Source organism: Rhodopseudomonas palustris (assembly GCF_003031265.1).
In the GTDB taxonomy this organism is placed as follows: domain Bacteria; phylum Pseudomonadota; class Alphaproteobacteria; order Rhizobiales; family Xanthobacteraceae; genus Rhodopseudomonas; species Rhodopseudomonas palustris_H.
Genome location: NZ_CP019966.1, coordinates 2,543,767 through 2,557,477 on the forward strand (window position 1 = coordinate 2,543,767; position 13,711 = coordinate 2,557,477).

Sequence of the window (13,711 nt, forward strand, 5' to 3'; positions counted from 1 at the left end):
GGTTGGGATGGAAAGGCTGAAGACGTTCCTGCGCCACCCGACCGGAGTGATCGGGCTGATCATTCTGATCGCCGTGGTGATCCTGGCGATCTGTGCGCCGATGCTGTTTCCGGACGACCCTTGGGAGATGGTTGCGGCGCCGTTCCAGCCGCCGGCCAGCGAGGGACTGCCGCTTGGCTCGGACATGCTCGGACGCAACGTCGCGGCGGGCATTGCTTACGGCGCGCGGGTTTCGCTGACGATCGGCGTTGCCTCGACGCTGGCTGCACTGTGCATCGGCGTCACGATCGGCGCGATCGCCGGCTATTTCGGCGGCCGGGTCGATGATTTCATGATGCGGCTGACCGAGCTGTTCCAGACCATCCCCGGCTTCATTCTCGCCATCCTGCTGGTGGCGACGATCGGACCGACGCTGACCAACGTCATCATCTCGATCGGGGCGGTCAGCTGGCCTCCGCTGGCGCGGCTGACGCGGGCCGAATTCATGCGGCTGCGCGGCCGCGAGTTCGTGCAGGCGGCCGTCTGTCAGGGACAGGCACCGTTGATCGTTGCGCTGCGTCACATCCTGCCCAACGCGATCTCGCCGATCATCGTCACCGGCTCGCTGACGATCGCCACCGCGATCCTGATCGAGAGCGCGCTGAGCTTCATGGGGCTCGGCGATCCCAACCTGATGTCGTGGGGCCTGATGATCGGCGCCTCGCGCACGGTGATCCGTCAGGCGTGGTGGATGAGCGTGTTTCCCGGCATCGCCATCCTGCTCACCGTGCTGGCGATCAATCTGGTCGGCGAAGGCCTCAACGACATGCTCAACCCGCGCATCGCGCGAAAGGTGCGCAACGCATGAGCGACGATATCCTGCTGTCCGTCGAGCATCTGTCGGTCGAGCTGCCGCATGGCGGCGATCGCAGCCACGCCGTCTCGGACGTATCGCTGAGCGTCCGCCGCAACGAGATCGTCTGTCTGGTCGGGGAGTCCGGCTCGGGCAAGTCGATTACCGCGCATGCGGTGCTGCAGTTGCTGCCGCCGAGCCTGGAGATCGGCGGCGGCGCCGTCCGGTTCTGCGGCGATGATCTCGCCCATGCGGACGAGGACACGATGCGCCGTCTGCGCGGCGGTGCGATCTCGATGATCTTTCAGGAGCCGCTGAGCGCGCTCAATCCGCTGGCGCGGGTCGGTCATCAGATTGCCGAGGCGATCCTGGTGCATGCCGCGCCGCGGCCGAGCCGTTCCGAACTCGATGCCCGGGTGCTGGAGCTGATCGCCGCGGTCGGCCTGCCGGACCCCGCAACCCTGGTGCGTAGCTATCCGTTCCAGCTCTCCGGTGGCCAGCGCCAGCGGGTGATGATCGCGATGGCGATGGCCAACAATCCGGCGCTGCTGCTCGCCGACGAGCCGACCACCGCGCTGGACGTCACCACGCAGAAGCAGATCCTTGCCCTGATCCGGCGGCTGCAGGCCGAGCGCGGCATGGGCGTGTTGTTCATCACCCATGATTTCGGCGTGGTCGCCGATATCGCGGACCGCGTCGTGGTGATGCGTAACGGCCGCGTCGTCGAGCAGGGCACCGTCGACGAGGTGCTGCGGCGGCCGAAGGACGACTACACCAAGGCGCTGATCGCCGCGGTGCCGGGTTCGCGTCCGGCCGCGGCCGGCGATCGCGGCATCGAAGGCGAGCCGCTGCTCGACGCACATGGACTGAACAAGACCTTCGTGACCGGGCAGGGGATGTTCCGGCCGGATCGAACGGTGGTGGCGGTGCGCGACGTCGCACTCAGTCTGCGGCCGCGCGAGACCGTCGCCGTCGTTGGCGAGTCCGGCTCCGGCAAATCGACGCTCGGCCGCATCATCATGCGCCTGATCGAGCCCGACACCGGCGCGATCGAATTCGCAGGTGCGGATTTCCTGCAGCTTCGCGGCGAACAGCTTCGCGCGATGCGCCGCAAGGTGCAGATCGTGTTTCAAGATCCGTTTGCGGCGCTCGATCCCCGCCAGAAGGTCGGCGATGCGATTGCGCGTGGTCCGATGGCCTATGGCGTGCCGCCGGCAGAGGCGATGGCCGACGCCAAGCGTCTGCTGGCGCGGGTCGGCCTCGAGGCGAGCGCGGCCGGGCGCTACCCGCACGAGTTCTCCGGCGGTCAGCGCCAGCGCATCTGCATCGCGCGCGCCCTGGCGCTGAAGCCGATGGTGCTGGTCGCTGACGAGGCTGTGTCGGCTCTCGACGTGTCTGTGCAGGCGCAAATCCTCGACCTGCTGGCGGAGCTGCGCGAGGAAATGAACCTTGCGATGCTGTTCATCACCCACGATCTGCGGGTCGCGGCGGAGATTGCCGACCGCATCGTGGTGATGCGCCGCGGCGAAATCGTCGAGCAAGGTGATACCAAATCGGTGTTCACCTCGCCGCAGCACCCCTACACTCGGGCGCTGCTGGACGCCATTCCAGGCCGCAGCCTGTTCGCGGGCCCCGAGGCGGCGGCGACGCTGGACGCGATGACGGCATAATCGCGCGTTTGTGTCTGCGGGCAGCGGAGCTTGCTGGCAGACAAAACCGCGATCACGAATCCAAAAGGGAACCAAGCATGCGCGATTTTCACAAGACCGGCCGCTCGCTCGCGGTCGCGCAGAACGGCATGGCGGCGACATCGCATCCGCGCGCGACCCTGGCGGCGATCGACATTCTGCGCCGCGGCGGCAATGCGATCGATGCCGCCGTCGCCGCGGTCGCGATCCAGGGTGTGGTCGAACCGCAGATGACCGGCATAGGTGGTGATTGCTTCGCGCTGGTGGCGCTGGGCGGCGGCCGGCCGATCGCGCTGAACGGCTCCGGCCGTACTCCGGCCGGTACCGATGCCGAGAAGTATGCAGGCGGCGAGGCCCGGGACATTCCGCCGACGTCGCCCGAGGCCGTCACCATTCCGGGCGCGATCGATGCGTGGTGTACGTTGATCGAACGCCACGGCAGCCTGCCGTTGGCAGACGTGCTGGGCCCGGCGATCGAAGCCGCGGAGCAGGGCTTCTGCGTCACGCCGCGCGTTGCTTCCGACTGGCGCCGGTTTCGCGCGCGCATTGAAATCGATCCGAACGCGGCGGCGCAGTTTCTGCCCGGCGGCCGCGTCCCTGAGATCGGCGATGTTCGCGCCCAACCGCGGCTCGGCGCGACGCTGCGCAAGATCGCGAGCGAGGGGCGGGCCGGCTTCTACGAGGGCGAAGTTGCCGAAGAGATGGTCGCGGTGCTGAGGAAGCTCGGCGGCGCGCACAGCATGGATGATTTCGCGGCGCATCGCTGCGAGCATGTGACGCCGATCTCAGCCGATTATCGCGGCTTCACCGTGATGGAATGTCCGCCGAACGGCCAGGGGCTCGCGGCGTTGATGATCCTGCGTGTGCTCGAAGGCTTCGACGTCGGCAAGTTGAACGACGCCGACCGGATTCATCTGCTCGCAGAGGCGACCAAGGCGGCTTATGCGACCCGTGATGCGTATTTCTGCGATCCGGCGATCACTCCGCTCGAGCCCGCGCGGTTCTTGTCGGACGCGGTGATTAGCAAGATCCGTCAGAGCATCAGGATGCATCGCGCCGGTGAGGCGCAGCCGTGGCTCGATACCGAACATCGCGACACGGTCTATGTCACCGTGGTCGACCGCGATCTCAACGCGGTGTCGCTGATCAACTCGATCTTCTCGCCGTTCGGCAGCGGCATCTACGCGCCGAACTCGGGTGTGCTGCTGCACAATCGCGGCTGGAGCTTCCGCGCCAAGCCCGGCCACCCCAACTCGCTCGCGCCCAGCAAGCGGCCGATGCATACGATCATTCCCGGCATGCTGATGCAGGGCGATCAGGCGGTGATGCCGTTCGGCGTGATGGGCGGCCACTATCAGGCGGCGGGGCACGCCAACTTCATCTCCAACGTGCTTGACTTCGGCCTCGACATCCAGGCTGCGGCCGAGCGCCCGCGCAGCTTCTGCTTCGACGGCGCGCTGTCGCTGGAGACCACGATCGGCCAGGACATCCACGATGAGATGCATCGCCGCGGCCACACCGTGCGTTGGACCGAGGAAGCAATCGGCGGTTGCCAGGCGATCCGGATCGATCGTGCGCGTGGCGTCCTGCTCGGCGCTTCCGATCACCGCAAGGACGGCGTGGCACTCGGCTACTAAGACCGCCGAACGCGGAAGGCACGATGGATCGAGCCGGATGGCACCAGCTCGATCCCCCGAGCCGAAGGTTCGCGTTCTCCCGGCGCACAGCAGTCCATGCATTCCGCGGTCGCCAGGTTCCGTGGCGCGATGCGCCTCAGCCGCCAGGCGCTGGCCCTTCATCTCCGACGATGTCCGCCCCGTCGAGCCGCCGGATAGGCCCAGAATCCCCTCGATCCAATTTTCGCCCAGAAGCGCGGCGAATTCTGCCCGGACACTGGCGCGGGCAAGGCCGGTTTGCGCCCGGCAGCAGAGGTGGCATGGCTCCTGATCGGGTGCTGCGGCTTCAATCGCCGGGCGCCTATGCTAAGCCGCGCCACCGGAGAATGGGTTGGAATGCGATTCTTCTCGAAAATGACGATCGGCATGGCGGCCGCAGCCACGATCGCGCTCGCCTCCAGTGGGGCGTATGCGCGGGGTTGGGACACCGTGCACCGCTTTGTGCATAAGACAGGCAAGTGCGGTGCGGGCAAAGAGGTCCTGGCGTCGCTGTATACGGTCGGTTCGCGGACGAGCAGCGGCGAGCCAATGAAACATGACGGCTTGACCGCAGCCTCCCACGAATATCCGCTCGGCACCACCGTCGTGGTCACCAACCCGGCAAACGGCCGAAGCTGCAGCATTCGGGTCAACGACCGCGGCCCCTACGGCAAGCCGCGCGATCTCGGCGTGAAGATCGACTTCACCCTTGGCTCAGCCCGGTGCCTCGGCATGCGGGGGACGCAGTATGTCTGTCTGCCCGGCGAGGAGCCGATCGAGATCGCCGGCATGGCGCTGGTGATCGACGGCAACACGGTCGAGATCAGCGGCACGAAAATTCGGCTGCAAGGGATCGACGCGCCGGAGACCGACCAGCTGTGCGTCGATGAGAAGGGCTCCGGCTGGACCTGCGGCCTTGCCGCACGCGATGAACTCGCCAAGCGTTTCGGGGACAAGCCATGGACCTGCCAGGTCGCGGGTCATGACAAATACGGCAGGTCGCTCGGAAGCTGCGCGGTGAATGCGGAGAGCGTTGAAGAGTGGATGGTACGCTCCGGCTGGGCCGTCTCGCTCGTCCGCTCGGCACGCACCTATGAGGCCTCCGAGGTCATCGCCCGGGACGCGCAATCCGGCCTGTGGTCAGGCGCGTTCATCATGCCGTCGGATTGGCGGAATCGAAACCAGAAGACCACCATCGTTGGGGCTGCCAACGTGCCGAGCAACGCCCTGGAAATCCTGCGCGGCGCAGCCTCAGTTGCCGAAGCGCCGTCGCCGGAGTGTGCCATCAAAGGCACGATTACCAAGGGCGGCCAATGCACTTACCAGCAGCCAGGCAGTCAACTGTACGCGAAGCTGAAGATGGGCCCGAGCAAGCGCTGGTTCTGCAGCGTCAAGGAAGCTGAGACGGCGGGGTGCCGGGCGGTCAAGAAGTGAGCCGTCCCTAACCGGTAGGGTTGTCTTGTTTGTGGGCTCAGCGGTCGCCAACTCGGGGCGCTGCAACCCTCGGCAGTGTATTCCTGAGGGCGTTCAGCAGAATTCCGATCGTCGTGCCGTTGTGCAGGACGGCGGTGGTGATCGGGGCCAGCACGCCCATCGCTGCCAGCCCGAGGATCGTGGTGTTGAGGCCGACCGTCAGTTTGTAGTTGCTGGCGATCCGCGCCATGGCGCGATTGGCAAGTTCCTTGGCGTCGGCGACGCGATCGACGCCGTCTTCGAGCAGGGCGATGTCCGCCGTGAGCCGGGCGATGTCCGCGCCCTTGTGCATGGCGATGCCGACATGGGCGCCGGCCAGCGCTGGAGCGTCGTTGATGCCGTCGCCGACGAACGCGATCTTCGCGCCCTGGGCGTTGAGGTCGGCGATGATTGCGGCCTTGTCGGTCGGCAGCAACTCGGCATGAAAGCCGTCGAGCCCGAGTTCTTGCGCCATTTCGGCCGCGCGGTCGCGATGATCGCCGGTCAGCAGCAGGATGCGTTTGGCGCCGGCGCGGCGCAGGCGTGCGATGGTCGCGGCGCTGGTCGGGCGGATGGTGTCTTTCAGTCCGAGGACGCCGAGCAGACGGCCGCCGAAGCCGATGAACAGCAGCGTCTTGCCTTCGCGATACAGACGATCGATCGGATCTCGATGCAGCGAGATATCGATGCCTTCGTCCTCTTCGACGAAATGGCGCGAGCCGACAACGATGCGCTCGCCGGCGATCACGCTGGCGACGCCGTGGGCCACGATGAACTCCACCTCCGCATGGTCGAAATGGTGGCCGTGCCGGGCCTTGGCGGCGTTCACGACGGCGAGCGCGAGGGGATGAAAGTAGTGTTCTTCGACTGAGGCGGCGAGACAAATCAGGTCGTCGGCGCTGTAGGCGGAGTCGAAGGTGATCGAGTCCGTCACCTCCAAAGTGCCGCTGGTGAGCGTTCCGGTTTTGTCGAAGATAAAGGTGTCGGCCTGGGCGAGGCGTTCGAGCGCGCTTGCACCCTTGACCAGAATGCCGATCCGGCCGGCATGATACATCGCGGATTTGAACGCGACCGGCGTCGCCAATTTCAGCGCACAGGAATAGTCCGCCTGCAGCACCGAGGCGGCCGAGCGCCAGTCGCCGGTGAGTAGCACGGAGAAGCCCGCGAGTTTCAGCACGGTGGGAACCAGTCGATCGGCGAGGCGGGCGGCCTCGATCTGTGCCTCGCTCTTCGCCGTCAGCGACTGTTCGACATAGTCGGCGATCCGCGCGGCGGCGGTCCGGCGGCCGACCTGCTCGGCATAGATCGTCAGCCGGCCATCCTCCAGCATGGTGCCGGACAGAACCTTGCAGCCGCGGCTCTTGACGACCGGCGCACTCTCGCCGGTCATCGCCGCCTCATTGACGGTGGCTTCGCCCGACAGAACGGTGCCATCGACCGGAACGACCGCACCGGCGCCGACCACCACGGCGTCACCGGCCGTCACCTCGTCGGCGGAAATCTGCACTTCGACGCCGTCGCGCAGAACCCAGACGCCGTCGCCGGTCGGGCGCAGCAGATGCTTGAGCAGATCGTCGGAGCGGCGGGCGATGGAGTCTTCGATCGCTTCGCCGAGCGCCAGGATGAACGTCGTGGTGTTGGCGGCGACGAAGTCCGAGCGCGCCAACGAGATCGACACCGCCATCGCCTCCAGCACGTGGCTGGTGACGCCATGGGTTCGAAGATCGGCCGCCGCATGCCGCAGCAGCGGCAACGCGGCGGCGAGGCTGACCGGAAGGCGAGCCTGCATCGGCAGCGTGCTCGTCCCGAGCAGGACGGCGAGCGTCGCGGCGACGTCCGAACTGCCGTCGTCACTTCGCGGATTTGCGCCGGCCTCCGACGCCTCAAGGCCCGCGATCGTGGCGACGATGGTGTCGGCGTCGGTGCGGGCCGGATCGAAACACACGATCAGCGACGCAGCGCGCGGATTAACGCGCGCCGAGGTCACGCCGTCGATCAGTCTTGCGACGCCGGCGAGGAGAGCAGGGTCGGATGTCTTGGAGCGGCGCTGATAGCGCAGGCGGATGCGGCCGGGCAGGCGGTGAACGATCTCGACTGCCGACAGCCACCGGTTATCGGTCATACGGTGCCGCTCTGCTCGGCCTCGACTTCCGCGCTGAGGTCAGCAAACTGTTCCTTCAGTTCGGCGACGCTTCCCATCATGTTGGCGTAGGCCTTGATCGCGCCCTTGAACAGCTTGCTACGTAGTTCCTCTTCGGAGAGGACGTAGGCAGCGAGGCCGCCGATTAGCAGGCCGAGCAGAAACTGCTCGTTGCGGCCCTTGGGGAGCAGCCCGCCGAGATTGCCGAGCATGCCTTGCCGCGGGCGGTTGCCGGCGAGGGTGAGTTGGCCGGCGAGCAACTGCTCGATCTCGCGACGCTTCAGGCCCTTGCCGCGCTTTCCCTTCTTCTTAGCCAAGTCCAATCTCCTCGGAAGATTCGGTCGCGACCGCCAATTCGGTCGCCAAGAGAGTTTCCAGAGCCAGGGCGCCGAGCGCCCCGCCAGCGAGCGCGCTGAGCGCGCCGAAGTAGTCCTGATCGCGCATGCTTTCGGCAACCGCCGCGCCGGCCGCCAGCGCGACGCCGCCCTGCAACGCCTGACGCAGCAGTTTGCGGCCATGAGGCTTGCCGGATGTGCGGCTGTCCTGGATCGCAGCGAGCAGGCCCGCGGCGACGAGGCCACGGGTGAAGTTTGTGGTGATTTCCCCGGCAGCGAGCGGCGCCGCGCGCTGCTTCGCTTTACGCTTTTTCATTCGGGGCAGTCTCGTCGGCGGACGGGGCTGGTGCCGCGTCGGTTGTCGCTGCGTTCGGCGCAGCGTCTGTCGCTGCCTCGCCGCTATCCGCGGTGGTGGACAGTTTCGATCGGAGCGCGGCGCTGGATTTCTCGACGGCGCTGAGGCCGGAGACGGTCGCCTCGCGGAGTTCCTCGCCGGCCTTGTCCAGTCCGCTGCGGGCTTTCTGAGCGAACGACTTAACGGCTTCCGGCGCTTTGGACTGCTTCAGCAGATGCACGCCGACGATGCCGACAAGGATACCGGATGCAAATCGCAGAAGTGGGAGCATGATGAATTCCTTCCGAACTATGAGCTGGCCAGCAGGCCGTGCAGATTGTTGCGCAGCGTTTCGCCCTCCGGCGTCACGTCGCCGGAGACGAAGTCGCGCCAGGCGGCGGGCGGGATTCCGTGCGGGTCGTATTCGACCACGCAGGATCGCGCGAGCGGGTTCAGGCTGATCGAGCGGATGCCGTCCATCTTCGCCAGCGCTTTGCCGAACCGCTTCGCTTCGTCCGCCATCGCGATCAGTTCGCCGTCGAGCGGGACCTTCAGTTTGAGGCGGATGCGACCGGGCAGGTGGTGCGCAATCTCGAGATGATGCGTGAAGCGCAGAAGGCCTGCGGCGGAAGGATCGGACACGGAGAACCTAACGGAATGTGCGGCGCCAATGCACCGCGAGGTGGGTGAGGGTCGCCGCGATGGCGACGACGCCCATCTGAGCGTGGAGTTTGCGACTGACGCCGAGCGCCGCGACGGTGCCGGCCATGCCGGCGAGGGCGCCGACTTTCGCGACGCGATTGATCGTCGACCGGGTCTGCGCCCGGCGCCGCAATCGCTCGATCGGGTCGTCGGAGGTGGCTGCAGCCTCTACATCGGCGGTTGGTGAATCCGGTGGCCCGGCCGGCGCCATCGTCGCCCACACCCCTGCGACCTCGGCACGGATTCGCGCCTCCATCGCTGTGTCGGCCGGATCGTAGCGCAGCAGGAACGAGCCGACCGCTGGATCGCCATCGACCGCCACCAGCGCGCGCAATCGTGCGTCGATCGCGGCATAGCGGGAGCGGTCTCGCAGCATCCGATGCCGCAACCGAATCCGCCCCGGCAGGACCGAGACGAATGCAGAAGTGTGATCGTTCGGGCGGGTCATCGCCGCACCAGACCCTGCCGGCTGGCGTGCTTGGTTGCGGTGTGGCGCGGTAAGAATGCGTTTGGTGCGATTGATGGGAGGCGAGAGGGGCGCCCGCTCTGGCCGCGTGCGCAATCGGAGACGCAGGGGCCATCGAAGGCCAAATCGGATCGACAGCAGGCAGTCAAAGGCGCTCCTTCGCGTCACCCAGGTTTAGAGTTTGCCAACCTCGATAGTCTGCAAAAGCGCCGATGAGGTTGCGTAGTGCGGTATTTCTGTAGCGAATATGTTGCTTGTGACTATTAGTCTGGATCGTAAAAGTCGGCAGTTTCCTTGATGCGCGTCAAATGCGGAGGTGCTGCGGTCCAGCGGACGAATACAATTGGTACTGGGATGATCCGCGGGAGGCGGCACGGTGCCATCATCGGCGAATGCGACCCGTTTCCAAGATTTGACTGCGGTCAATTCGCAAAAGCGAATTGTTCCCTATGGTGATCTTCGAAACGAGGATTCTCAGAGTGAATTTCAGACCCGACAGCCGCCGCTTTGACTCGGCCGACATCCGGCCGGTCGACATCAATCAGCTTGCCCCGGAGCCGGCGCGTCCCTGTGCGGTCGACCTGCTGCAAACGGTCGGCCTGCGCCCAACGGCTCAGCGCCTGGTTCTGACGCAGCTTCTGTTCGGGAGCGGCGACCGCCATGTCACGGCGGAAATGCTGTACGAGGAGGCGTCCGGCGCTTCGGTCCAGATCTCACTCGCGACGGTGTACAACACCCTCAATCACTTCGCCGAGCTCGGCTTGGTGCGCCGTGTCAGCGTCGATGGCAGCAAGACCTATTTCGACACCAACATCAGCGACCACCATCACGTCTATCTGGAAAACCGGCACGAGCTGATCGACATCCCGGCCTCGCTGATTCAGCTCGGCGAGCTGCCTCAAATTCCCGAGGGCTACGAGGTCAGCCGCGTCGATCTGGTGGTGCGTCTCCGGCGGAAGGGGCGGGGCTAGGATCACCTGCCTCTGCCGGCGTATTAGCGCCCATCCGCGGCTGATGTTCGGACCTTCTGAAGAAGACAGCCTTGCGAGCTGTTACACCCACCGCGACGGGGTGTCGACGTCGCCGGTCCATGAGTAGATCGCCAGCAGCGGCTCGTCGTCGGCGCGCATCGCGTGGACGACGTCGCTGGCGTGCAGGATGGCATCCCCCGGCCGGCGCGGTGCGGTGTCGGTGGCGACGGTCCAGTGCGGATGGCCGACCACGATCCGATACAGCTCGACCGCGGGATGGCGGTGGGGCGGGTAGTAGGTCCGCGGGCCGATCAAGGTGAGACCGAAGCAGACCTCGCGGCTGACGATCGGCGCCAGCGGGCCGATCAGCTCGGCCCAGCCCATGGCGCCTTCGAGGCCCGGCGCATCATCGCGCGGCGTGTAGCCGTAACGCCATGGCAATTGCTGCGCGATCGGGCGCAGCGCGGCTGCCACCTCTGGCGCCGTGACCTCGGCGAGATCGAGCACCACCGGCAGGTGCCGGGTCAACGGATGATGCGTCGGCTGCAGCACTGCAGCCTCCAGAGGGGCCGCGGCGAGCAGCGCCTCGACACGGCGGATCTCGGCCCTGGCTGCGTCATCGGCTCCGTTCGGATCGGCGAAGGAACGCCGCAGCGCTGCGACCAGCGATCGTAGCTGGCCGGCTTCATCAGAGGCGGTCATTCAGCGCAGGCCCGATTGCAACACCACGTAGGTGTGGCCGATCCGCAGACCGTTGCGATGCGCCTCCCACGCCGCCACCGCGCCGAGCTGTTCGCCGGCGAGGCTGGCCTCGATCGTCGCGGCGTTGGCGCCGGCCTCGCCGGGATCGAGATCTGCGAACGCAGCCTCCAGCGCATCCGCGGCGTAGAATCGAAACGGGCCGAGGCCTTGGCGCTCCCAATTCGCGTAGGTGGAGATGACGTCGTCGGCGTCGGCCTGCACTTTCCAGCCATAAGTGAGGACGCGCGGCACCAGCCCGGCGGCGCGCGACATCTGCGCCAGAATGTCGAGCGGCACCCGCGCGCCGACCGTCGACAGCACGACGCCGTCCGGCGTCAGCGCGTCACGCGCCTGCACCAGCGCGAGATAGTGCATCGTCAGCAGCCAGTCGGTGATGAAGGCCGGGATGTCTTCGCTGCGCGGCGCGAGGAAAGCGGCGCTGGTCTTGTCGGCTTCGATCTTGCGGCTGTCGTCGACCGGCAGATTGGGCAGGTTCTCGTAGATCACGTCGAACTTCACGCCCGCGGAAGCGAGCGGAATGAGCAGGTCGCCGGCGCCCGCGTGCAACGTGATGGCCGCGTCGGGGCGAACATTGCCGCGCACGTTGCGCGCCGCTGTGGCGACCACCTCGTCGAACAGGTCGGTGATGCCGACGATCTCGGCGCCGAGCAATTCGATCGCCGCCAGCGCATCGACGCCGGAGCCGGTGCCGATCGAGGCGAATGCGCGTGGGGGTGTTGCGCGGTTGCGCGCGAGGACCCGGAACGCCGGTGCGGCGACGCTCGCCACCCAGTCGCGCTTGAGGTCGTTCAGGTCGGGCAGATAAGCACGATCGGCGAGTTCGATCTCGACCTCGTCCTTGATCCGCCGAAGGGGCGTCGTGCCGAGATACCGGCGGGCATCGAAGCGCAGCTTGGGCGCTGCTTCGGGTGCGGGGGCCGATGTTCGGCCGGTGTTCAGTGCCGTCGCCATATGTCACTCGCAGTCGGATTGTGGATTCGGTGTCGATCGAATGACTCAGGCAAGGCGTCAATGCGCCACTGACGGTCGTCGATGATGGCAACACTCATACGTCAAGGTTGCCAGCAGGAGTTTTCCTTGTCGGCAGCGAAGCGAGAATGCCATTCGCCTCCGCGACGCGCGCATGGTTGATCATGTGCGTTCGCTGCTGGCTCGCGAGAACGGGCCGAGGCCCGAGTCTCACCGATGCGACGTCAATGGCAAAGGCCGTAGCCGCCGGCGATGATCGCCTGGACCGGCGCAGCGCCGATCGAGATCGACGCCATGCGCTGGCGCAGATGGGTGTCGATCACCGCGACCGTGCCCTGATCCTCGATCGGCAAGTACAGCTTGTCGCCATCGGGTGTGACCACGCCGGTACCCGGCACGCCGTCGAGCGCGATCGAGCCCGCGGCCTTGCGGCGCTCGAGGTCGAAGATCAGCAGCTTGCGCGCAGCGGGCGCCGGAACGAACGCCACCGTATCGAACCAGGCTGCATAAGCTGTCGATGCCGCGGCCGGCAGCGTGACGCCGCCCGGCTGCAGCGGCTCCGACGGCAGGATCGACAGCGTGCCCGCATGCTGATCGATCGCCAGCAGCTGGATGCCGGTGCCGGTTGCGAACAGAACGGGATGATCGGAGGAGGGCACGCTCGCCAGCACCTGTCGCGAGCGCAGATCGAGGTGCAGTACGCGGCGCGGAGTCTCGGCCGTCAGCGCAAAGCCTTCGCGGCCGTTCGGCGCGCGCAGCAGCGCGTGGAGCGACGGCCCTTCGACCGGCGGAACAGGCTGCGCGGTCGCGATGTCATACGTCGATAGACCGCCGACGCTCGCAGCTGCCACCAGGAGGGATGAACTATCGCCGGAGAAGATCGCCTCGCGGATCTCGCGCGGGCCGTCGATCCGGCTGCGTTCGCGGCCGTCGGTGCTGTCGAGCAGCACGATTGTGCCGCGCGCATCGTCGAACGCCGCCAGCCGCTGGCCGTCGGGGCTGATCCGCAGCCGCGACGGGATAAATGGCAGCGGTACGTCGCGTCGGCTTTGTGTCGCCAGATCGACACTGACGAGACGTGGACTGCTCAGGTCGATCGCGGCCAGGCGGCCGCCGCGCTGGGAGATCTGCAGCTCGCGCGGTTCAAGACCGAGTTCGAGCGTGCCGGTCACGGTCTCGGAATCGACATCGATCGCATCGAGTGCGGCAACGCCGCGCCGCGCGACGAAGATCGTGCGCCGGTAGTCGCGGTAAGTTTCGGCGCGAGCAGGGGCGGCGGCGAGCAGGGCTGCCGCGCCAACCAGCGCTGTTCCAAAAAGACGCCGACGGGTGATGCCGGCACTGGAGCGTGCTCCGGTGGGCTTCGTTGGATCGTATGGCGGGTGGGAATTGAACGTCACGATGT

General features: G+C 66.6%; 14 protein-coding genes. 5 read left to right on the top strand and 9 right to left on the bottom strand.

The features are described from left to right. Nucleotides 1–7: 7 nt before the first annotated feature. From RPPS3_RS11715 to RPPS3_RS11730, 4 genes are all read left to right on the top strand, one after another. Nucleotides 8–847 carry an ABC transporter permease gene (locus RPPS3_RS11715; RefSeq protein WP_107344251.1) on the top strand — a complete coding sequence of 280 codons (840 nt, stop codon included), beginning with the start codon at nucleotides 8–10 and terminating at the stop codon, nucleotides 845–847. Then, nucleotides 844–2,502 (top strand): ABC transporter ATP-binding protein, encoded by a 1,659-nt coding sequence (locus RPPS3_RS11720; RefSeq protein WP_107344254.1) that lies wholly within the window; start codon nucleotides 844–846, stop codon nucleotides 2,500–2,502. Before RPPS3_RS11715 ends, RPPS3_RS11720 begins: the two co-directional genes overlap by 4 nt. Nucleotides 2,503–2,579: 77 nt before the next feature. After that, nucleotides 2,580–4,157: a gamma-glutamyltransferase gene (gene ggt / locus RPPS3_RS11725; RefSeq protein WP_107344256.1), complete on the top strand. Its 1,578-nt coding sequence runs from the start codon at nucleotides 2,580–2,582 to the stop codon at nucleotides 4,155–4,157. Between the two features lie 375 nt (nucleotides 4,158–4,532). Continuing rightward, on the top strand, nucleotides 4,533–5,609 hold the full coding sequence (locus tag RPPS3_RS11730) for a thermonuclease family protein (protein WP_107344259.1): 1,077 nt from the start codon (nucleotides 4,533–4,535) through the stop codon (nucleotides 5,607–5,609). A gap of 37 nt (nucleotides 5,610–5,646) precedes the next feature. On the opposite strand, the gene RPPS3_RS11735 is transcribed toward RPPS3_RS11730, so the two are convergent. The 6 genes from RPPS3_RS11735 to RPPS3_RS11760 are packed head-to-tail and all read right to left on the bottom strand — an operon-like array spanning nucleotide 5,647 to nucleotide 9,586. Beyond that, nucleotides 5,647–7,749: a heavy metal translocating P-type ATPase gene (locus tag RPPS3_RS11735; protein WP_107344261.1), complete on the bottom strand. Its 2,103-nt coding sequence runs from the start codon at nucleotides 7,747–7,749 to the stop codon at nucleotides 5,647–5,649. Continuing rightward, nucleotides 7,746–8,084, bottom strand: coding sequence for a hypothetical protein (locus RPPS3_RS11740; protein WP_107344263.1), 339 nt, complete (start codon nucleotides 8,082–8,084; stop codon nucleotides 7,746–7,748). The genes RPPS3_RS11735 and RPPS3_RS11740 overlap by 4 nt, the downstream gene beginning before the upstream one ends. Then, nucleotides 8,077–8,418 carry a hypothetical protein gene (locus RPPS3_RS11745; RefSeq protein ID WP_107344264.1) on the bottom strand — a complete coding sequence of 114 codons (342 nt, stop codon included), beginning with the start codon at nucleotides 8,416–8,418 and terminating at the stop codon, nucleotides 8,077–8,079. Before RPPS3_RS11745 ends, RPPS3_RS11740 begins: the two co-directional genes overlap by 8 nt. After that, on the bottom strand, nucleotides 8,405–8,728 hold the full coding sequence (locus RPPS3_RS11750) for a hypothetical protein (RefSeq protein WP_107344265.1): 324 nt from the start codon (nucleotides 8,726–8,728) through the stop codon (nucleotides 8,405–8,407). The genes RPPS3_RS11745 and RPPS3_RS11750 overlap by 14 nt, the downstream gene beginning before the upstream one ends. Nucleotides 8,729–8,745: 17 nt before the next feature. Next, complete coding sequence (locus RPPS3_RS11755) at nucleotides 8,746–9,078, bottom strand: HMA2 domain-containing protein (protein WP_107344266.1); 333 nt, start codon at nucleotides 9,076–9,078, stop codon at nucleotides 8,746–8,748. 7 nt (nucleotides 9,079–9,085) lie between these two features. Then, complete coding sequence (locus RPPS3_RS11760) at nucleotides 9,086–9,586, bottom strand: hypothetical protein (RefSeq protein WP_107344267.1); 501 nt, start codon at nucleotides 9,584–9,586, stop codon at nucleotides 9,086–9,088. 497 nt (nucleotides 9,587–10,083) lie between these two features. Between RPPS3_RS11760 and irrA the strand changes: the two genes are divergently transcribed. Continuing rightward, the gene (gene irrA / locus RPPS3_RS11765; protein ID WP_107346569.1) at nucleotides 10,084–10,575 is read left to right on the top strand and encodes an iron response transcriptional regulator IrrA; all 492 of its coding nucleotides are present in this window, start codon (nucleotides 10,084–10,086) and stop codon (nucleotides 10,573–10,575) included. A gap of 81 nt (nucleotides 10,576–10,656) precedes the next feature. Here the strand turns inward: irrA and RPPS3_RS11770 are convergent, their stop codons facing one another. The 3 genes from RPPS3_RS11770 to RPPS3_RS11780 all read right to left on the bottom strand — a co-directional run bounded on the left by RPPS3_RS11770 (nucleotide 10,657) and on the right by RPPS3_RS11780 (nucleotide 13,706). Then, nucleotides 10,657–11,277, bottom strand: a complete 621-nt coding sequence (locus tag RPPS3_RS11770) for a dimethylsulfonioproprionate lyase family protein (RefSeq protein ID WP_107344268.1) — start codon at nucleotides 11,275–11,277, stop codon at nucleotides 10,657–10,659. Further along, the gene (locus RPPS3_RS11775; RefSeq protein ID WP_107344269.1) at nucleotides 11,278–12,288 is read right to left on the bottom strand and encodes a hypothetical protein; all 1,011 of its coding nucleotides are present in this window, start codon (nucleotides 12,286–12,288) and stop codon (nucleotides 11,278–11,280) included. Nucleotides 12,289–12,530: 242 nt separating this feature from the next. Continuing rightward, entirely contained in the window at nucleotides 12,531–13,706 is a 1,176-nt protein-coding gene (locus RPPS3_RS11780) for a YncE family protein (protein ID WP_107344270.1), read from the bottom strand. Nucleotides 13,707–13,711: the final 5 nt, after the last annotated feature.

What these genes read in the sequence shown, in the direction of transcription:
- RPPS3_RS11715 (WP_107344251.1), top strand. Translation starts at nt 8, where the DNA reads ATGGAAAGGCTGAAGACGTTCCTGCGCCACCCGACCGGAGTGATCGGG.
- RPPS3_RS11720 (WP_107344254.1), top strand. Translation starts at nt 844, where the DNA reads ATGAGCGACGATATCCTGCTGTCCGTCGAGCATCTGTCGGTCGAGCTG.
- ggt (WP_107344256.1), top strand. Translation starts at nt 2,580, where the DNA reads ATGCGCGATTTTCACAAGACCGGCCGCTCGCTCGCGGTCGCGCAGAAC.
- RPPS3_RS11730 (WP_107344259.1), top strand. Translation starts at nt 4,533, where the DNA reads ATGCGATTCTTCTCGAAAATGACGATCGGCATGGCGGCCGCAGCCACG.
- RPPS3_RS11735 (WP_107344261.1), bottom strand. Translation starts at nt 7,749, where the DNA reads ATGACCGATAACCGGTGGCTGTCGGCAGTCGAGATCGTTCACCGCCTG.
- RPPS3_RS11745 (WP_107344264.1), bottom strand. Translation starts at nt 8,418, where the DNA reads ATGAAAAAGCGTAAAGCGAAGCAGCGCGCGGCGCCGCTCGCTGCCGGG.
- RPPS3_RS11750 (WP_107344265.1), bottom strand. Translation starts at nt 8,728, where the DNA reads ATGCTCCCACTTCTGCGATTTGCATCCGGTATCCTTGTCGGCATCGTC.
- RPPS3_RS11760 (WP_107344267.1), bottom strand. Translation starts at nt 9,586, where the DNA reads ATGACCCGCCCGAACGATCACACTTCTGCATTCGTCTCGGTCCTGCCG.
- RPPS3_RS11770 (WP_107344268.1), bottom strand. Translation starts at nt 11,277, where the DNA reads ATGACCGCCTCTGATGAAGCCGGCCAGCTACGATCGCTGGTCGCAGCG.
- RPPS3_RS11775 (WP_107344269.1), bottom strand. Translation starts at nt 12,288, where the DNA reads ATGGCGACGGCACTGAACACCGGCCGAACATCGGCCCCCGCACCCGAA.